The sequence below is a fragment of the Hyphobacterium indicum genome, from assembly GCF_003129605.1.
Taxonomy (GTDB): Bacteria; Pseudomonadota; Alphaproteobacteria; order Caulobacterales; family Maricaulaceae; genus Hyphobacterium; species Hyphobacterium indicum.
The window spans coordinates 154,054-171,830 of sequence record NZ_QBDX01000002.1 but is presented as its reverse complement, the minus strand read 5'-3'; the positions used below and the strand labels follow the sequence as shown (position 1 = coordinate 171,830).

At 60.9% G+C, this 17,777-nt stretch carries 18 protein-coding genes; 11 read left to right on the top strand and 7 right to left on the bottom strand.

All coding sequences use genetic code 11. The annotated features are described in order from the left end of the window. The first annotated feature begins 30 nt into the window (after positions 1–30). Positions 31–798: a DsbA family protein gene (locus DBR16_RS05220; protein WP_109260207.1), complete on the top strand. Its 768-nt coding sequence runs from the start codon at positions 31–33 to the stop codon at positions 796–798. Here the strand turns inward: DBR16_RS05220 and DBR16_RS05215 are convergent. Together DBR16_RS05215 and thiS are read right to left on the bottom strand one after the other, a co-directional pair. Next, complete coding sequence (locus DBR16_RS05215) at positions 795–1,568, bottom strand: thiazole synthase (RefSeq protein ID WP_109260206.1); 774 nt, start codon at positions 1,566–1,568, stop codon at positions 795–797. The genes DBR16_RS05220 and DBR16_RS05215 overlap by 4 nt on opposite strands. A 2-nt stretch (positions 1,569–1,570) precedes the next feature. Continuing rightward, on the bottom strand, positions 1,571–1,771 hold the full coding sequence (gene thiS, locus DBR16_RS05210; protein ID WP_109260205.1) for a sulfur carrier protein ThiS: 201 nt from the start codon (positions 1,769–1,771) through the stop codon (positions 1,571–1,573). 80 nt (positions 1,772–1,851) lie between these two features. Here thiS and aroQ point away from each other — a divergent pair, with 80 nt between their 5' ends. Genes aroQ through aat form a run of 4 tightly spaced genes read left to right on the top strand, consistent with a single transcriptional unit; the run spans position 1,852 to position 4,831 of the window. Further along, a complete protein-coding gene (aroQ, locus tag DBR16_RS05205) occupies positions 1,852–2,286 on the top strand; it encodes a type II 3-dehydroquinate dehydratase (RefSeq protein ID WP_109260204.1) in 435 nt (144 codons plus the stop codon). 39 nt (positions 2,287–2,325) lie between these two features. Continuing rightward, a complete protein-coding gene (accB, locus tag DBR16_RS05200) occupies positions 2,326–2,814 on the top strand; it encodes an acetyl-CoA carboxylase biotin carboxyl carrier protein (protein WP_109260203.1) in 489 nt (162 codons plus the stop codon). Between the two features lie 13 nt (positions 2,815–2,827). Continuing rightward, positions 2,828–4,177, top strand: coding sequence for an acetyl-CoA carboxylase biotin carboxylase subunit (gene accC, locus DBR16_RS05195; protein WP_109260202.1), 1,350 nt, complete (start codon positions 2,828–2,830; stop codon positions 4,175–4,177). 3 nt (positions 4,178–4,180) lie between these two features. Further along, the gene (gene aat, locus DBR16_RS05190) at positions 4,181–4,831 is read left to right on the top strand and encodes a leucyl/phenylalanyl-tRNA--protein transferase (RefSeq protein WP_109260201.1); all 651 of its coding nucleotides are present in this window, start codon (positions 4,181–4,183) and stop codon (positions 4,829–4,831) included. Here the strand turns inward: aat and DBR16_RS05185 are convergent. Both DBR16_RS05185 and DBR16_RS05180 read right to left on the bottom strand, forming a co-directional pair. After that, entirely contained in the window at positions 4,798–5,199 is a 402-nt protein-coding gene (locus DBR16_RS05185; protein WP_233347595.1) for a DUF2155 domain-containing protein, read from the bottom strand. The genes aat and DBR16_RS05185 overlap by 34 nt on opposite strands. Before the next feature lie 53 nt (positions 5,200–5,252). Beyond that, on the bottom strand, positions 5,253–5,651 hold the full coding sequence (locus DBR16_RS05180; RefSeq protein WP_109260200.1) for an NADH:ubiquinone oxidoreductase subunit NDUFA12: 399 nt from the start codon (positions 5,649–5,651) through the stop codon (positions 5,253–5,255). Positions 5,652–5,800: 149 nt separating this feature from the next. Here DBR16_RS05180 and DBR16_RS05175 point away from each other — a divergent pair, with 149 nt between their 5' ends. Continuing rightward, complete coding sequence (locus DBR16_RS05175) at positions 5,801–8,110, top strand: TSCPD domain-containing protein (RefSeq protein ID WP_109260199.1); 2,310 nt, start codon at positions 5,801–5,803, stop codon at positions 8,108–8,110. A gap of 5 nt (positions 8,111–8,115) precedes the next feature. Here the strand turns inward: DBR16_RS05175 and DBR16_RS05170 are convergent, their stop codons facing one another. Beyond that, the gene (locus tag DBR16_RS05170; protein WP_109260198.1) at positions 8,116–10,014 is read right to left on the bottom strand and encodes a hypothetical protein; all 1,899 of its coding nucleotides are present in this window, start codon (positions 10,012–10,014) and stop codon (positions 8,116–8,118) included. Between the two features lie 224 nt (positions 10,015–10,238). On the opposite strand from DBR16_RS05170, the gene DBR16_RS05165 reads away from it, so the two are divergent. Next, a complete protein-coding gene (locus tag DBR16_RS05165) occupies positions 10,239–10,724 on the top strand; it encodes a pentapeptide repeat-containing protein (protein WP_109260197.1) in 486 nt (161 codons plus the stop codon). A gap of 71 nt (positions 10,725–10,795) precedes the next feature. Then, the gene (locus DBR16_RS05160; RefSeq protein ID WP_161539419.1) at positions 10,796–12,157 is read left to right on the top strand and encodes a pentapeptide repeat-containing protein; all 1,362 of its coding nucleotides are present in this window, start codon (positions 10,796–10,798) and stop codon (positions 12,155–12,157) included. Here DBR16_RS05160 and aspS read toward each other — a convergent pair whose 3' ends face one another. Beyond that, a complete protein-coding gene (gene aspS / locus DBR16_RS05155) occupies positions 12,158–13,957 on the bottom strand; it encodes an aspartate--tRNA ligase (protein WP_109260547.1) in 1,800 nt (599 codons plus the stop codon). It abuts the gene before it with no gap. Positions 13,958–14,108: 151 nt separating this feature from the next. Next, complete coding sequence (locus DBR16_RS05150) at positions 14,109–14,753, bottom strand: hypothetical protein (RefSeq protein ID WP_125184509.1); 645 nt, start codon at positions 14,751–14,753, stop codon at positions 14,109–14,111. A 347-nt stretch (positions 14,754–15,100) separates the two neighbouring features. Here DBR16_RS05150 and DBR16_RS05145 point away from each other — a divergent pair, with 347 nt between their 5' ends. From DBR16_RS05145 to DBR16_RS05135, 3 genes are read left to right on the top strand one after another with little or no spacing between them, the layout of a single operon-like run. Continuing rightward, the gene (locus DBR16_RS05145) at positions 15,101–15,730 is read left to right on the top strand and encodes a TetR/AcrR family transcriptional regulator (RefSeq protein ID WP_109260194.1); all 630 of its coding nucleotides are present in this window, start codon (positions 15,101–15,103) and stop codon (positions 15,728–15,730) included. A 5-nt stretch (positions 15,731–15,735) separates the two neighbouring features. Continuing rightward, positions 15,736–16,443, top strand: coding sequence for a lysophospholipid acyltransferase family protein (locus DBR16_RS05140; RefSeq protein WP_109260193.1), 708 nt, complete (start codon positions 15,736–15,738; stop codon positions 16,441–16,443). Next, a complete protein-coding gene (locus tag DBR16_RS05135; protein WP_109260192.1) occupies positions 16,440–17,750 on the top strand; it encodes an MFS transporter in 1,311 nt (436 codons plus the stop codon). The genes DBR16_RS05140 and DBR16_RS05135 overlap by 4 nt, the downstream gene beginning before the upstream one ends. Positions 17,751–17,777: the final 27 nt, after the last annotated feature.

The following is a 17,777-nucleotide window of genomic DNA, read 5'->3' as shown; positions in this document are numbered from 1 at the left end:
GTCGGGTGTCATCTAGTTCGGGGAAGTTTCATGAAAGCGTTTTTTGCCGCTCTGACGGGTCTTTTTGCGCTGTTCGCCTTTGCCAGTCCGGCCAGCGCGCAGTCCGGCAGCGAATTCAGCGATGCCGAACGGGCCGAAATCCGCGAAATGGTTGGCTCCTACATTCTGGAAAATCCCGAAATCATCGAGGAAGCCCTGATCGAGCTCCAACGGCGCGCGCGCCAGCGTGAGAGCGAGGCCATGATATCGGCCATAAACGCGAACGCCGATCTGCTCTACAATGATGCGCGCGACCCCTCGATCGGGCCCGATGATGCACCGATCGTGATCGTCGAATTCATGGACTATAAATGCGGCTATTGCCGCATCGCCTCACAATGGGTGTCTGAAGCCCGCCAAGCCTATGGCGATCAGATTCGCTTTGTTTTCAAGGAATATCCGATCCTGGGCGAAGAATCCCGCGTTGCCGCGCGCGCCGCACTTGCCGTTTTGCGGCAGGGCGAGGACGTGTACTGGCGCTTCCATACGGCCATGGTCCAGTCGAGCGGGCCCCTGCCCGCTGGCCGGATCGAGAACTTCGCGCGTCTCGCCGGTGCGGATGTCGCTCAGATGCAGGAAGACATGGACGATCCTGAAATCCAGACCCATCTGGAACAGGTCTATGCGCTTGGCCGCGCTATAGGCGCAGAAGGCACACCTTTCTTCATCATCAATGGCCGTCCGGTTCCGGGCGCCAACCGCGAGATGCTGGATGAATTGCTGGCGGGCGAACTGAGCCGCGTGCGCCGGGGCGGCTAGATCAACCCGCCCAGCGGGCTCGACGGATCGGCATAGCGCTTTTTCGGCATCCGGCCAGCCAGATAGGCCTCGCGTCCCGCAATCACGGCATGCTTCATGGCGCTGGCCATCCGGATCGGGTCTTTGGCTTCGGCAATGGCCGTATTCATCAGCACGCCGTCACAGCCCAGCTCCATCGCCACGGCGGCGTCGGACGCCGTGCCGACACCGGCATCGACGATGACCGGCACTTTTGCTTCCTCGATGATGAGGCGGATATTGACCGGGTTCTGGATGCCGAGACCCGAGCCGATCGGCGCGCCGAGCGGCATGATGGCGCAGCAGCCCGCCTCTTCCAGCTTCTTCGCGTAGACCGGGTCATCCGAGCAATAGACCATCACCTGAAAACCTTCCTTGATCAGCAATTTGGCTGCACGGAGAGTTTCTTCCATATCGGGATAGAGGTGTTTCGGGTCTGACAGGACTTCCAGTTTCACGAGGTCCCATCCCCCGGCCTCGCGCGCCAGACGGAGCGTCCGGACAGCGTCCTCACCGGTAAAGCAGCCGGCCGTATTGGGCAGGAAGATGTATTTTTCCGGATCGATATGATCGACCAGCATGGGCTGATCCGGATCAGTCAGATTGACCCGGCGGACGGCGACCGTGATCATTTCCGCGCCGGAAGCTTCCAGCGCCCGGGCGTTCTGCTCATAGCTCTCATATTTTCCGGTGCCGATGATGAGCCGGGATTTCAGTGTCCGGTCAGCGATGATGAGCGGTGTGTCTTCCATGATTATCCTCCGCCCACGAACTGGACGATCTCTATGCGGTCGCCTTCGGACAACCGGGTTTCGGCGTGGAGAGATTTCGGCACGACTTCCATATTGCGTTCTATGGCCACCTTCTTGGGGTGAAGGCCAAGCGCTTCAACCAGGCCGGAAATGGTCAGCCCGTCAGCAAAGTCCTGCGTCTCGCCATTAATGGTCAGTTTCACGCCAACCGCCCTGCCTACTTGAACTTCTCTGTCTGGAGGTCGTAGAACGCGGCCTCCACGTCAAGGGGCAAGGCGCATCCATGGCAGCCAGGCTAATGATCCTCAACGGACCGAATCTCAACCTGCTCGGCAGCCGAGAGCCGGAGATATACGGCCATGAGACGCTCGCCGATATCAAGGCCATGTGCGTTGCAGCGGCCGGTGCCCATGGGCTGGAGGCCGATTTCCGGCAATCGAATCACGAAGGCGTGCTGATCGACTGGATCCAGGAGGCCCGCACGGGATTTGCCGCGCTGATCATCAATCCGGCTGCCTATACGCATACATCCATTGCTTTACATGATGCTTTAAAGACGGTTTCCATACCGGTCATAGAAGTGCATATCAGCGATACCTCCACGCGGGAGCCATTCCGGCATCATTCCTACGTGGGACTTGTCGCAACCAGAACAATCGCAGGGCGCGGTGCGGCCGGTTATGTCGAGGCGGTGGAGATTGCCGCCAGTCTGATCTAGAACACGCCCACCGAATCCGAGCCGAGGGACGAAACACGCATGACCACGTCTTCCAAATCCGGTGCGAAGCCCGCATCCGCTTTTGATCCGAAACTGGTGCGGGAACTCGCCGATATTCTCCGCGAAACCGAACTCACCGAAATCGAGGTCGAACGCGGCGATCTGCGCCTGCGCGTTGCGCGCACGCTGACAGCGGCACCCGTCCAGCAGGTCATGGCGGGGCCCGCGGCCGCTCCGGCGGCGCCGGCCCCCGCGGCCGCACCAGCACCTGCCGCAGCTGCCAGCGATGCGCCGGTCAATGCCACGCCGTCACCCATGGTTGGCACGGTCTATATCCGTCCCAATCCGGATGCGGACCCCTTCTTCAAGGTGGGTGATCCGGTGAAAGAAGGCGATACGATTTTGCTGATCGAGGCGATGAAAACCTTCAACCCGATCACGGCGCCCAAATCCGGCAAGCTGACCGCCATGCTGGCCGATGATGGCCAACCGGTGGAATTCGGTGAGCCCCTCTTTGTGATCGATTGACCGGCGAGACCTGATGTTTGAAAAAATCCTCATCGCCAATCGCGGCGAGATCGCGCTCCGGGTGCACCGCGCCTGCCGCGAAATGGGAATCAAGACCGTCGCCATTCACTCGGAAGCGGATGCCGAGGCCATGCATGTCCGCCTCGCCGATGAAAGCGTTTGCGTCGGACCGGCACCGGCCTCGCAATCCTATCTGAATATTCCGCAAATCATTGCCGCCTGTGAGATCACCGGCGCACAGGCAGTTCATCCCGGCTATGGTTTCTTGTCGGAGAATGCCCGCTTTGCGGAAATCGTAGAAGCGCACGGCCTGGTCTTCATCGGCCCGACGCCCGAGCATATCCGTCTGATGGGCGACAAGATCGCTGCCAAACAGGCCGTGAAGGATGCCGGAATCCCGGTCGTGCCGGGTTCCGATGGTGGAATCAGCGATATCGAGGAAGCCAAAAAGATTGCCGACGAAATCGGTTATCCCGTCCTTGTCAAAGCCGCCGCCGGTGGTGGCGGGCGCGGCATGAAAGTGGCGCAATCCGCCAAGGATTTCCGGGAAGCGGTCGAAACCGCATCCCGCGAGGCCGAGGCCGCCTTTGGCGATGGCGCTGTCTATCTGGAAAAATATCTGGGCCAGCCCCGCCATATCGAGATCCAGATCCTGGCCGACACGCATGGCAATGTGGTGCATCTTGGAGAGCGCGATTGTTCGCTGCAGCGCCGTCACCAGAAAGTGCTCGAGGAAGCGCCCTCACCGGCACTGGATGCCGAAGCCCGCGAACGCATTGGCCGCGTCACCCGCGATGCGGTGGCCGCCATCGGCTATCGCGGCGCCGGTACGGTCGAATATCTCTACGAGAACGGCGAATTCTATTTCATCGAGATGAATACGCGTCTGCAGGTGGAGCATCCCGTCACCGAGGCCATTACCGGGCTGGATCTGGTACGCGAGCAAATCCGCATCGCAGCCGGAGAGACGCTGGGCTACACACAGGAAGACATCACTTTCAGTGGCTGGGCGATTGAATGCCGCATCAATGCGGAAGACCCGGAAACGTTTGCGCCGTCGCCCGGCAAGGTGACCGAATTTCATGCGCCGGGCGGTCTTGGCGTGCGCCTCGATAGCGGGCTGTATGCCGGCTATTCCATTCCGCCCTATTACGACAGCCTCATTGGCAAGCTGATCGTCCAGGGAAAGACCCGGGAAGAAACGCTGCTGCGGCTGAAACGGTCGCTGGAGGAAATGGTGATTGGCGGCATCAAGACGACCAAAGACCTGCATCTGGCGCTGCTGGAAGAAGACGCCTTCAAGTCTGGCGACTATCATATCCGCTGGCTGGAAAGCTGGCTCGCCGAACGCGCCAAAGGCTAGGCGATGCCGGGCTTCGGACCGGCCGAATTGCTGGACTGTTACCGCACCGGCATCTTTCCGATGGCGGATTCGGCAGATGATCCGCGGATCTATCTGGTTGATCCGCCGGAACGCGCCAACATTCCGCTGGACGGATTTCATATCCCCCGGCGGCTGAAACGGACCGTGCGGCAGGACAGGTTCAGCATCACCGTCAATCAGGATTTTGCGGCCGTACTTGATGCCTGTGCAGCCCCGGCACCTGACCGGCGCAACACCTGGATCAATGCGCCCATACGCTGGCTGTATACGGAGCTGCATCGCATGGGCCACTGCCATTCGGTCGAGTGCCGGATCGGCGGGCAGCTCGCCGGCGGGCTTTATGGCGTGTCGCTGGGCGCGGCGTTTTTCGGGGAAAGCATGTTCTCGCGCGCAACCGATGCATCGAAGGTGGCGCTGGTTCATCTCGTGGCAAGGCTGAAAACGGGCGGATTTGAATTGCTTGATGCGCAATTCATGACGGACCACCTGACGCAGTTCGGAACCGACGAAGTTCCGGCGGACATCTACCGCGAACGGCTGGCACGGGCGGTAGAGAAAAATGCAGACTTTTTCAGAATGCCGGACGGGGCAAGCGGCGCCTATGCCCTGCAGTCGATCGGCCAGACATCGTAGACCGGGTGTTCCAGGGGATTGAGGGCCGGATTGGAGGCAAACATCCAGCCCGAAAAGATACGTTCATCCTCCGCTTCCACCGTCTCACCTGTATCCGGCCGGTGATCGAAGATTTCGACGAAGACAAAGATTTCCGGCGTTTCTTCCGGCGGACGTTCTCGGCAATAGCGCGGCAGGATGGTCAGCGATCCGAAACGGTATTCCTCACCGATGCGGATTTCAAAGTCCTCGGTGCGTGCGGTTACCTTGTCGAGGCCGCGCATGACCAGAACATTGCCGGGCCGGCTGGACAATTCCGGTCCTGTCTGAGCCGAGGCGGCGGCCAGCGGCAGGGCAAGCAGGACGCAAATGAGAAGACGCTTGATCACATTCATTCCATCATGATGCCGCGAAGCGGCGGCCACGTCGAGCCGGAACGCCCCTAAGGCGACCAGCTTTCATAATCGGCGCTGTTGGCCTGACGCTTTCCGCCCCGCGACAGCGAACCGGAGGGTTTGTAGGCGTGCAGCGTGCCGGTGAGATTCGGCTCATGACCCTTTTCCCAGGCATGGGCGGGCTCATCGCCCGTGGGCGGGTCCTCGAATGTATGGTGCAACCAGCCATGCCAGGCCATTGGCACACGGCTGGCATCGGCATAGCCGTTATAAACCACATAGCGCCGGATGCGGCCGTCAGACCCGGTCGCCTTCTTTTCCTCGAAATAGCGGTTGCCGAACTCGTCTTCGCCCACCTTGCTTGCACCCTTTGCAAACAGCGTCAGATAGGTGCCGGGCGTGGCATCATCCCACCAGGCGAAGATTTTTCCGATAAAGCCGAGCATCAAGCGCTCCTTCAGGGGTCAGAGTCGCGCCGGAATATGCCTATCCACACCCGATTGGTCCAGTGCGCTGTGTGGCCGTTGGGCAGTTTGCCGGTGGCGCGTATGCTCGTCCGGCAAATAACTGATTCTCCTGATACGGCGGGGCGGCCATGGCCAAGGCAAAGACACCGGTTTTTATCACCTATGAAATCGCCGATCCCGATGGCGGCGATCCCGTGAACATCCGCGCTCCGGAGACATGGTCAGTCAGTGCGGCCGCCGCCCTTGCCAGCCTTTGCGATATTGATCGCCCGGTAGAAACGAAAATCCGCAAGGGCACCAAGGGCCCCGATGCGTTCCGCAAGCGGGAAGCTGTGGGCCGGGAACGGGCGCCGGAGCGCGATGCCGAAACCGTCATCGACCGGATGGCCGCCCACTTCGCCAAACCCACAAAAGACGAAAAAGTGGTCGATGCTCTCAAAGCCGATCTGATGGCCCGGCGGATTTCGCCGGCATCTGATCTGTGGCGTCATGCCGGCGTCGATCTGGCCTATGGCGATGCGCTTCCGGCGGCGGCAACAGCCGAGGCCAACCACGTCATTGCGGCAGAGAGCGGTGAAGCGCGGTCACTTGCCCGGGATATCAGCAATGCGCGGTTAAAGGCTGCCATCAGCGATGTCGGCGCGCGAGTCTTACGCGACCGGTTGAGAGCGATTGGTGAGGCCGTGGCGCAGTGCGCGGGTGAAATGGATGACTGCCTTGACCCGGCGCACAATCCGGCCCTGAAGCGCGCCCTGCAGGCCGCCAGACGCGATGGCGCGCCGGATGAAGCGATAGAGCATGCCCTCGCGCTTGCGCGTCAGGGCGAGTTTGACGAGCCTGACCTCGGATTTACGCCCCTCGCCGCGACGGCTTCCTCCACCCTGCACATCCCGGCTGCCATGCTTGAAGCGGAAGCGGACGATTCGTCCTGGGCTTTCCATGACGGCACAGAAATACCGGCACGCTCATGGTGGATGGATATTGCGCAATCGGTCTGGAGTTTCGGCGCGCCGGAATTCCGCTTTGCCGATGCCCGCCCCGCTCCGGGACCGGTGCTTTATCTGAACCTGCCGGCTTTCGGTGCCGATGCGGACACCGTCAGCAAGACGGTCCGCCGGTGGGCCGACGTACTGCGCGCCGGTGCCGGAAAGTCCGCGCCGGCCGGGACGATTTCGCTGACCGGTTTTGCGGCCCTGTTTGCACAGTCCGGCCTGCCCTATGACAGTGAGGATGCACATAAGCTGGCGGACGATATCGCAGCTGCGGCCATGGCTGCGGCTGGTGACCGCATTGTGATCGCCGTGCTCGAGCCCGAGGGTGAGATCGCGCGGCTGATGGAAGCGGATTCGCTCGGGTTTGCACCGCTGAACGATGTTCTGGTGCAGACTGCCTCCGGGCGCGAGCTGCGCCCCTGTGTGATTTCAGGGCTGAAGGCGCTGGGCCTTGGCATGACCGACAAGGGCGCAATGACCGCCTTTGCCCGCCCGGCACCGGACGCCGTGATCATGCTCGCGGAAAAGCTGGAAGCCATCCTCAACGGCCCGGCGCCTGCGCATCTGACCCTGCCGGGCGATGCCGGCCCCGATCAGGCCGCGCGGCTGATGCGTCAGGCGGGCAAGGCCGGTTTGTCCGCGGTAAAAATCGAACGTCAGGGTTCGGGACTGACGACATTGCTGGACGGAATTGACGAGGATCTCGAGCCCGGCGAGGAACGCATTGTCGAGCGGATCATCGAGAAAATCGTCGAAAAACCGGTCAATCGGCGCAAAATGCCGGACCGCCGCAAGGGCTATATCCAGAAAGCAACGGTCGGCGGTCACAAGGTCTATCTGCATACCGGCGAATTTGACAGCGGCGAGCTGGGCGAGATTTTCATCGACATGCACAAGGAAGGCGCTGCTTTCCGGTCACTGATGAACAATTTTGCCATCGCCATTTCCATCGCACTGCAATACGGCGTGCCGCTGGAGGAGTTTGTCGACGCCTTTGTCTTTACGCGGTTCGAGCCGGCAGGCGAAGTCGAAGGCAATGACTCCATCCGTCATGCCACCTCCATTCTCGACTATCTCTTCCGCGAACTGGCGGTCTCCTATCTGGGGCGCGATGACCTGGCCGAAGTGCAGCCGGATCTGTCTGGCGGTATCGGCCGGGGTGTCGCGAAAGAGAAAATCGTCCAGGAAGACGCGTTGCGTTATATCTCCAAGGGTTTCTCGCGCGGGCAATTGCCTGACAATGTGGTGATGCTCACCGCAGACATGCGCAAGGCCAAGGCCGACGAGCGCCAGACAGGCCAGGCCAGCAGCGAGATTTTGCCACCGGACAGCTATGATGGTGATCCCTGCCCGGAGTGCGGGCATTTCACAGTGGCGCGCCTGAATGACGGCACGCTGGATTGTCAGGCCTGCGGCTGGAGCAAAAGAAGCGAAAGCGGAAGCTGAGGCGGCTAGTTTTCAGTCTCTTCGGCCGGGCTGAGCGGTGTGCGCGGAAAGCCCAGATCACCCCGCGGCGGCCATTCGAAATTGGCTTGCGCCAGGCGGCGTGAAAAATCCGGAACCGCATTGCGGTCAAACGGCGCCCCGCAGCGGCAGGAGTCGATCGCCGTCATCAGATCCAGATAGCCATAGGGCCGGGCATCGATTTCGGCCGCCACAGCGTTGGCGGCCTCCGTATCGCCTATCCAGGTCAGAAGGATAAGGTTGAACCAGACGGCGTCTTCGGACAGAAATGGCGTGAGGACCTCGCGGGCTGTATCGCCGCCGCGGCGGGCGGCCAGCCGGAGCGATTCCCATTCCCAGTGAGGCTGCAGCATCGCTTCGGCATCCCCGAGCCGGCCCAGGCCCAACAGCGCGTCAAAGCCAATAACTTCGGCTTCGTAATCCATGCCGCGTTCTGTCAGATCGGCGGCCCAGTCCAGCGCTGCCTCGTAATCGCCACGCACGATCAATGTGTTGCCATAAAACAGCCGGATCATCGGATTGAGCGGATCGCATTCAACCAGTCTCTCAGCATAGGCGAGGCGTTGATCCATATTGCCATAAAGATAGGCAAAATCCTGCGTCCAGTTGTCATGCGCGCAGATATCCGATGTGATCGCCTGTTCCAGCGTTTGCCGGGCATAGGTCCAGTCTTCGGAAAACAGGATTTCATTCACCGCGACAATGGCGCGCCGTGTGTCATCGGATGCCGAGTCATAGGCCAGCTGCAGCAATTCGCCATGACGTGCCCGCGCCTGCTCCCGCGCTTCGGCATCATCCGCCAGCGTCCCGTCACTCAGCAGGTGCCCATACCAGTCGCTTTGCAAAAGATAGGCTTCGGAGAAATCCGGCGCGAGCTCGGTCGCCCGCGCAAAATGCGCATCCGCCTGTTCAAGGAAACGGTTCGTATCCTCTTCCTCATGCGCCCGGTCCCACAGGCTCTTGCCCTGCTGGAATGCGATGAAGGCGTCGATATTGCGCGTTCCGGAATTGCGCATCTGCCGGCGATTATCCTCGCTGAGCACGACATTGAGCACCTCCGCAACATTCTCGGCGATATCCTCCTGTATCTCGAAGACGTCCTCCATCGTCCGGTCATAGGTCTGGGACCAGAGATGGACATCGTCGGATGCGCGGATCAGCTGGACCGTGATCCGGACCTGCTCGCCTGACCGGCGGACCGAACCCTCCATGACATGGGCCACGCCAAGGCTCGCGGCGATCTCCGGGATTGACGGCAGATCGCGGCCGCGGAACTGGAAGGCAGAGGTTCTGGACGTCACACGCAAATCCGGAAGAGCGGCCAGCGAATTGAGGATTTCCTCGGTCAGCCCGTCCGCGAAATAGGCGTCACTCTGGTCATCCGTGAACGGCAGAAAAGGCAGAACGGCGACCGAGAGCTCGTTCGGTATGGCCGTTGCGATTTGCGTTTCCACGCTGCCGGATTCGCCGCCCGCCGGCGTTACGATATTTACCTCGCCGTCATTGCGCGCCAGTGGCGGCGCGCCTGTCCGGATGGTGTTGCTGATCGGTTGCCAGGCGAGCAGGCCGGCAAACAAGACGATCGCGCCCATAATGGCAAAATCCGCCAATCGTGGTGGCGGCAATGCGTCGGCTTCGCTGGCATTGAGCCGGCGGGTGGCCTTGATGCCCTCGGGCGTCAGCTCAAACGTCCAGGCGACAAATACCACAACAGGGAATGCCGCCACCAGGATGATCAAGGCGACGCTGTCAGCCCATGCGGGAAATCCGGCAGCGTTTTCAACGCCCTGCACAACCTCGAACGTGACCCATGCGACGGCCAGATATCCGGCGACGATCCGGAACACATTCCGCCGCCGGAGCTCGTTCAGAAAGCCTCCGATCACGCGACCCGTCCCTCTACGGCCATCAATGGATCACCGACAGCCACCGCCCGGAACACATTCCTATGCTGAACTGTCTTTAACAAAACGGCCATGGATCCTCCCCCTGCAGGGTGAAATGGCATGGATTTAGGATTAACTCAATGAAATCCGCTAATAATGCCGGCGGGTGAGTGCGGCACCGTGCTTGCACGTATCAGGGGAATTCCTGAAGGGAGCGATCCAGAATGAAACGTCTCGCGATTCTTGTGGCCGCATTGATGATTTCGAGTCCGTCCGCCCTGGGCCAGAATGCCGGTGAAATCGATCGGGTTCAGTCCGGCGCGTCCTGCACGGGCTGCAATCTGTTCCAGGCGGATCTCTCCTACCGTGATCTGCCGCGTATCAATCTCTCGGGATCTCGTTTGCGGCAGGCCAATCTCAGCCTGGCGACGATGAACGGGTCCAATTTCAGCCGCGCCGATCTGTCAGTGGCCGACCTGTTCGGCGGCCGCTTCACAGGAGCCAGCTTTGCCCATACGAGCCTAAGGGATGCCAATCTGGTCGGAGCCTATTTTGGCAGCGCGGATTTTTCGGGGGCCGATCTGAGCGGGGCGATTCTGTCCGGTGCCGAAATGGAAACCGCGCGCGGCCTGACCCAGGCACAGCTTGACGCGGCCTGTGGAGATCAGGACACACGTCTTCCCGCCGGCTTGCGGATTCCGGTTTGCTGACAGGCAGCTAACGGGGGGCTTACAGCGATTTAAGTCGAATATTTCCCGGAATTGCTCTAATTGCTTATCGCGTGAAAAGATTTGTCTTTTATATCCTGGCCGGGGTCGGCTTTCTGACCGGAAGTGCGTTCGCAGGCGATACGCATCCGCACAGAACCATCACCATTTCCGGTGAGTGCCACAGCTGCGAGCTGGCGCGGGAAAACCTTTACGGCGCCGAGATTCTGGGTGCCCTGTTCATTGATGCCAATCTCGATGACACCAACCTCAATCAGTCGCTGATCGTCGAGACGCGGTTCATGGGGTCGGAACTCAACCGCACCGACTTCACCCGCGCACGCCTGTCCGGCGTTCTGTTTCACGGATCATCGCTGCACGGCGCCATATTCGCGCGCGCACGCGGCGAGCGTGTGCGGTTTGACTCCTCGGATCTGAGCGGAGCGGACCTGTCCCACTCCCTGATGATCCTCGCCAATTTCATGAATGCCGATCTCAGCGAGGCCGATCTGACATCGGCGCGCCTCTTCAATGCGCGCTTTGATGACGCCACTCTGACCGGTGCCAACTTCTCGCAGGTCCGGATTCCCGGCGCTGTCCTGCGCGGAGTGCAGGGTCATTCGGTCCGGTTCACCGGTGCCGATATGCGCGGCGTGGACATGTCAGGTGCGGAACTGACCGAAGCCGATTTCGAAGGGGCTGACCTGAACGGTGCCCGCCTGTCCGGGACTGTTCTGATCGATGTCCGTGGCCTGACCCCGTCCAGTCTGCGGAATGCCTGCCGGGATGCTGAAAGCCGGCTGCCCGAGGGTCTGGAACTTGTTGAGTGCAGCGAGCTGCCCCTTGCCACCGGCAATGCCACGCCCCGGACCGTGACATTTGCGGTGACCCGGGACCGCCTCCCGGAGGCCACACAGTCAAATCGCCCAAGCGAGAATGTCATCCGTCTGGAATTGATCCGCGAGGAACAGGAGCGCGCGGTTGCCGAGTTCGAAGGCACGCGGGATGCGCTGGCCGCCACCCGCCAGGCCATCGCCGAAGCGCAGGCCATGGCGATGAGGGCCAATGCCGAGGTGCGCGAAGACGTCTTGCAGGAAACCGCGCGCAGCTTGCAGGAGGTCGAAGCCGCGGAAGCGGAACTCCGGCGCCAGCAAGAGATCATGGTCGAGCAATTGCGCAATAATCCCGACCTCTTGCGGATTGTACAGGGCAGAGGCGAGCGCCTGATCTTCCGGGACGGCAATGACGCCCCGGAAGCTGCGGGATCGCGCGGCCCGTCCGTTATCGTTGACGGCAACCGCTATCAATTGAATGGCCGCTATCGCTGGGTATTCGAAATGCCGGTTCCTCCGGAGGCGCCCTCCGAACCGGCAACAGCCATTGACCCGCTGGGCCCCAAGGGTCCGGGCGATACACCCGCCGCGGAAAACGACTGATCAGCCCTTTTTGGGCTCCTGCGGAACAATGCGGAGGCTGAGCTCTTTCAGTTGAGCCGGATCGGCTGACGCCGGGGCATTCATCAACAGATCGGCGGCCTGCTGGTTCATCGGGAAAATGCAGACTTCACGCAGGTTCTTTGCCCCGACGAGCAGCATGACAATGCGGTCGACGCCGGCGGCCATGCCCCCGTGCGGCGGAGCGCCGTACTGGAAAGCCCGGTAAAGCGCGCCAAAACGCTCCTTGACCACATCCGGCCCCAGACCGGTGATCCCGAAGGCCTTGATCATGGTTTCCGGCACATGGTTGCGGATCGAACCGGAAGCGATTTCAAATCCGTTGCAGACGAGATCATATTGCTGGGCCTTGAGCGCCAGCAGCGCCTCGGTGCCTCCGGCTTCGGCCGCTTCCAGCGCCGCCATGCCGCCCTTGGGCATGGAGAAGGGATTGTGCGAGAAGTCGATCTTCTTGCGGTCTTCATCCCACTCATACATCGGGAAGTCGACAATCCAGGCCAGGGCGAAGCGGTCCTGTTCAACCAGGTTGAGTTCCGACCCCACACGGTCGCGCGCCTTGCCGGCAAAGCTGACGAAATCCTTTGGCACACCGGCGACGAAGAAAACGGCATCGCCATCTTCGAGGCCGAGTTGCTGGCGGATGGCGGCGGTGCGTTCCTCGCCGATATTCTTTGCCACAGGCCCCGCGCCCTCGCCTTCCCGGAAGAAGATATAGCCAAGACCCGGCTGCCCCTCCTTCTGTGCCCAGGCATTCATGCGGTCGCAGAATGCGCGCGATCCGCCGGACGGGGCCGGGATCGCCCAGACCTCGACCCTGGGATTCTTCTCGATCATGCCGGCGAAGACCTTGAAACCGGAACCGGCAAAATGAGCGGTGACCGCCTGCATCTCGATCGGGTTGCGCAGATCCGGCTTGTCGGTGCCATATTTGGCCATCGCCTCGTCATAAGGGATGCGCGGGAATTCTGCCGTGACCGGCTTGCCATTGGCAAAATCCTCGAAGACGGAGCGGATAACCGGCTCCATCGTGGTGAAGACGTCCTCTTCCTCGACAAAGCTCATCTCGACATCGAGCTGGTAGAATTCGCCCGGCAGGCGGTCAGCGCGCGGGTCTTCATCGCGGAAGCAGGGAGCGATCTGGAAATAGCGGTCAAAGCCGGAGACCATCAGCAATTGCTTGTATTGCTGCGGCGCCTGCGGCAGGGCGTAGAACTCACCCGGATGGATACGGCTCGGCACCAGGAAATCACGCGCGCCCTCTGGCGACGAGGCTGTCAGGATCGGCGTGGCGAATTCGAAGAATCCGGCCGCCGCCATTTTCTCGCGCATGGCGCGGATGATGGCGACACGGCTCATGATGTTGGCGTGCAGGGTCTCACGGCGCAGATCCAGGAACCGGTATTTCAGGCGCACTTCCTCGGCCCAGTCGGGCTCGCCGAAGACCGGCATCGGCAATTCCTCGGCCGCCGATTGCACCACCACATCCTCGACACGCAGCTCGATCTCGCCGGTCGGCAGGTTCGGATTGATGGTCTCCGGCGACCGCGCCACCACCTTGCCGGTGATCGTCACGACACTCTCGACGCGGGCGCGTTCCAGCAGTTCGAAGTGCGGGCTTTCCGGCTCCAGCACGCATTGGGTCAGGCCGTAATGATCGCGCAGGTCAATGAAAAGCAGACCCCCATGATCGCGCTTGCGATGGATCCAGCCGGAAATGCGGGCTGTGGTGTCAACATCGCTGGCGCGAAGCTGGGCGCAGGTATGCGAGCGGTAGGCGTGCATGGCGAAAATCCGTTCCGGAAAGCGCGAAAAACTGGTCGGCGGGACATGGCGGAGAAGCCCGGCTGTTGTCAAGAATTGGGGTGTGTTTGGCGTGCTGGCCCCCCTCCCAGCTGCATGAATAATTCCGGAGACGGAAGCAGCGTCTGGAACGTCAGAGGGGCGAGCGGTCAAGCCGGGCGGAATCGGTAATCTCACTCCCGGCCACGGCCGCCGGCAAATCCGCAACCGGCGTGCGCCCGACGGACATACCCCGCGCCCAGTCGCGCCCGCCCGCCTCGACACGTTGTTGCATTCCGGCGGTCGCCACGCCGTCACTATCCGGAAATCCGCCAAGCTGCACCGCAAGCGTGTCAATAGCATCGGCCTGTGGCCCGGCCCATATGCAGGACAGGCTGTCACCATTCCACAGAAGCAGGACGTACTCACCGTTATGGGACAGGAAGCTGGATGTCCCGGAATTGACCGCGCCCGTCACGCCCGCGATCAGCCGATCAAAGTTGTCTTCACGTGCCGCTGGCGGAAGATCCGGCATGAACGACCAGAAAAGTGCGGCGCTGAAAGCGGGGATGACGGCGCTGTGGTCCCCGGAGGGAACCGGCGTCCATCCGCGCTCCATCATCTGATCGCGAATGACCGGCCCCTGTGCGTCTACAGGGGTGCAGGCCGCCATCAAGGCAGAGACCTCAGGCGCAGCCGTCAGCGTGATCTGTTGTGCCTTGAGCGGAGGAGTCATGGCGATGACAATAAACACCGGTACGACAAGCATGGCGGCCCGGATCAACTGCATTGAAAACATTCCAGGCTCCTGAATTGTCGAAACATTGTCGGCGAAAGTCACGCTCCATTCGCGACGTTGCACTACGCTTGGCAGACAGGTCAACTCTTCTCAGTGGCGCCTAGGGTCTCGCAGCACTGCGGGACCGTAATATCGAGCGCTCGGCTCGATGGTTGGTTTCGCCCCCTGGCTGGCTTTTCAACCAAAAGGGTGGCGCACACCGGCTATTCCATTTTGGTCCCCACCCACTCCCCGGCAATGAAATTCCATTTTCACATATGTAAGTAATTATTCACTTGCATTGTCGCTTCTGTCGCGTTATCCGTTATGTGAATGAACGATTACTTCCTGATCACCGGAGCGGAGCGATGGACACCTATCTCGACAAAACCCTGCTGGATCGCGGCCCCGCAGACCAGGGCATTACCGGCCAGCCGGGCTCGACCAAGGCGCGCATCGAACGCGCGGCGCTGAAACTGTTCGCCGCAAGGGGCGTGGACGGGGTTTCGATCAAGGATATCGCCAGCGCGTGCGATATTTCGGATGGTGCCATGTACCGCCATTTCAAGAGCAAGGAATCGCTGGCACATACGCTGTTCCAGGCGATTCACGCCCGTCTTCTGGGCATGCTCAGGGAAAAAGCGGCGCCTGATGCCGGGCTGGAAGCCACGGTGCGCACCGTTGTCACCGCCTATTGTGAGCTTGCCGAGCAGGATCCGGCGGCCTTCGCCTATCATCTGACCGCGCGCAATACCGTACTGGCCCGGGCCGGCGATGGCGGGGCCGACCCCTCCTCACTGATGGCGCAGCGTGTGGCCGCGGCGATCACGGCCGGCGAGATCCCGGCCGGCGATCCGGAACTGAAATCCGCCATGGCGCTGGGCGTTGTCCTGCAGGCGGCAGAATACCGGCTCTATGGCCGCATCACCACGCCGCTGACGAATCTGATCGAGGTGTTCACACGCAGCGTTCTCGCCGTTCTGCGAACAGAAGGATAAGCCCGATGCGCGCGACCCTGTTCAATATTCTCTACTGGACGATGTCCGGAGTTTACGCCGTGCTTTGTGCGCTGCTCGCCCTGATTCCGGGCAAATTCTTCCTGATGCATGGCGTGCGCTCCTATTGCCGCCTGACGGTGCTGATGATGCGTGTCATCTGCGGCATAAGGGTCGAGGTCCGCGGCACGCCTCCCAAAAACAAGGCGGTCATCATTGCCGCCAAACACCAGTCCTGGGGCGATGGCATCGTCATGATCGCCAAGACCGGCAATGTGAATTTCGTGGTCGGGGACCACATGCTGAAATTCCCGCTCATCGGCTGGGTGCTGGAACGTGCGGGCGCCATCGTTGTCAACAATGGCGGCGGCCGCAAGGCGCTGGAATCGCTGAATGATGGTATTCACCGTTCGCATGGAGAAACGCGGCCCATCCTGATCTATCCGGAAGGGCATCTGACCCCGGTCGGCACAGGCAAGCCCTATCGCAAGGGTGTTTACCGCCTGGCCAACAGCCTCGAACGGCCGGTCGTTCCGGTCGCCACCAATCTGGGCTGCTTCTGGCCGCAGCAGGAATGGGGCAAACATCCCGGCACGGCCGTGATCGAGTTTCTCGAACCGATCTCGCACAGGCTTGACGGGACCAGCTTCATGGCCACGCTGGAAACCACAGTTGAAGCGCATACGCGCCAGCTTGAAGAGGAGGCGCTGTCATGAGTGCCAGAATAGCCGTCTCGCTCATCGGGCAACGCCGTTACTGGCCCATGCTGGTGGCCCAGTCGCTGGGGGCGTTCAACGATAATCTGTTCCGATTCTCGATGATTTCACTGGCGACCTATTCCTCGCTGACTTTGTTTGGCCGTGGTGAAGAGTGGATGAACCCTGCTGCGGCTACCGCGTTTACGTTGGCCATGTTTCTGTTTTCCGCCATCGCTGGACGTATCGCAGACAGATATGACCGCACACAAATCCTACGCTTCACAAAATTCGCGGAAATCTGGTTGATGATGATGGCCGCTATCGGATTCTTCCTGCAGTCCGGCGTGTGGCTGGTCGTCACCCTGTTTTTCATGGGCATGCAATCAGCCTTCTTCGCACCGACCAAAAATGCGGCACTGCCCAATCTGCTGGAGGATCACGAGCTGGTTTACGGCAATGCAGTGCTTTCCGGGGCGCTGAACATGTCGATTCTGATCGGGATCGTCGTCGGCACGCTGCTCGCTGTTTCTCATCAGGGCGGCATGGTTGTCGGCGGCATACTTGTCGGCATGGCCATTCTCGGCTGGATCAGTATTCGGCAATTACCAGCCATTCCGGCGGCCAATCCCGATATGAAAATAAACTGGAATTTTATCGGAGAAACCATCCGGGTGCTCCGGTTTGCTGGCGCCCATCCCCGCGTTTTGCGTCCCTTGCTAGGCGTAGCCTGGTTCTGGATGTTGGGGGCTGCCATCATCTTCTCGGTGATGCCGACTTTCACCTCTGACGTGATCGGCGGTGACCAAAATGTGCTGTCGCTCTTCAACGCCACTTTTACGATTGGCGGCGCGCTCGGCGCCATTCTTTGTGGTGCGCTCAGCGGACGGGGTAATGCCCTGATTTTCAGTGTAATCGGCGCGATCGGACTGGTGCTTTTCCCGGCTGATCTGGCCTTCAATACTATGGGGCGTCCGCTGCTGGCCGATGACGTGGAACGCATGGGGATTGAGGCCTTCCTCGCTGATCGTCAGAATTTGCGGATACTGGCCGACCTGGTTCTGGCGGCGGTTTCGGCCGGTCTCTTCGTTGTACCATTGCTGGCGATGGCACAGCGCCGTGCTCCGGAGGAATTGCGCGGGCGGCTGCTCTCGGTTGGCAGCATTCTCAATGCAGGCGCGGCCACCCTCGGCAATTTCACGCTGACACTTGTGGTCGTGCTTGCCTGGCCGATTCCCGCTGCTTTCCTGCTGGTAGCCAGCATCAGTGCCTTGATTGCCGCCTATACCTTCTATTGGCACTTGAAGCTGCGAGGTGAGGCAAGCTGAAACCTTCCCTCGCCAACCGAGTGGAAG

Bases quoted from the DNA above. Each gene is read 5' to 3' on its own strand.
- DBR16_RS05220 (WP_109260207.1), top strand. From the start codon at position 31: ATGAAAGCGTTTTTTGCCGCTCTGACGGGTCTTTTTGCGCTGTTCGCC.
- DBR16_RS05215 (WP_109260206.1), bottom strand. From the start codon at position 1,568: ATGGAAGACACACCGCTCATCATCGCTGACCGGACACTGAAATCCCGG.
- aroQ (WP_109260204.1), top strand. From the start codon at position 1,852: ATGGCAGCCAGGCTAATGATCCTCAACGGACCGAATCTCAACCTGCTC.
- accB (WP_109260203.1), top strand. From the start codon at position 2,326: ATGACCACGTCTTCCAAATCCGGTGCGAAGCCCGCATCCGCTTTTGAT.
- accC (WP_109260202.1), top strand. From the start codon at position 2,828: ATGTTTGAAAAAATCCTCATCGCCAATCGCGGCGAGATCGCGCTCCGG.
- aat (WP_109260201.1), top strand. From the start codon at position 4,181: ATGCCGGGCTTCGGACCGGCCGAATTGCTGGACTGTTACCGCACCGGC.
- DBR16_RS05180 (WP_109260200.1), bottom strand. From the start codon at position 5,651: ATGCTCGGCTTTATCGGAAAAATCTTCGCCTGGTGGGATGATGCCACG.
- DBR16_RS05175 (WP_109260199.1), top strand. From the start codon at position 5,801: ATGGCCAAGGCAAAGACACCGGTTTTTATCACCTATGAAATCGCCGAT.
- DBR16_RS05165 (WP_109260197.1), top strand. From the start codon at position 10,239: ATGAAACGTCTCGCGATTCTTGTGGCCGCATTGATGATTTCGAGTCCG.
- aspS (WP_109260547.1), bottom strand. From the start codon at position 13,957: ATGCACGCCTACCGCTCGCATACCTGCGCCCAGCTTCGCGCCAGCGAT.
- DBR16_RS05150 (WP_125184509.1), bottom strand. From the start codon at position 14,753: ATGTTTTCAATGCAGTTGATCCGGGCCGCCATGCTTGTCGTACCGGTG.
- DBR16_RS05145 (WP_109260194.1), top strand. From the start codon at position 15,101: ATGGACACCTATCTCGACAAAACCCTGCTGGATCGCGGCCCCGCAGAC.
- DBR16_RS05140 (WP_109260193.1), top strand. From the start codon at position 15,736: ATGCGCGCGACCCTGTTCAATATTCTCTACTGGACGATGTCCGGAGTT.
- DBR16_RS05135 (WP_109260192.1), top strand. From the start codon at position 16,440: ATGAGTGCCAGAATAGCCGTCTCGCTCATCGGGCAACGCCGTTACTGG.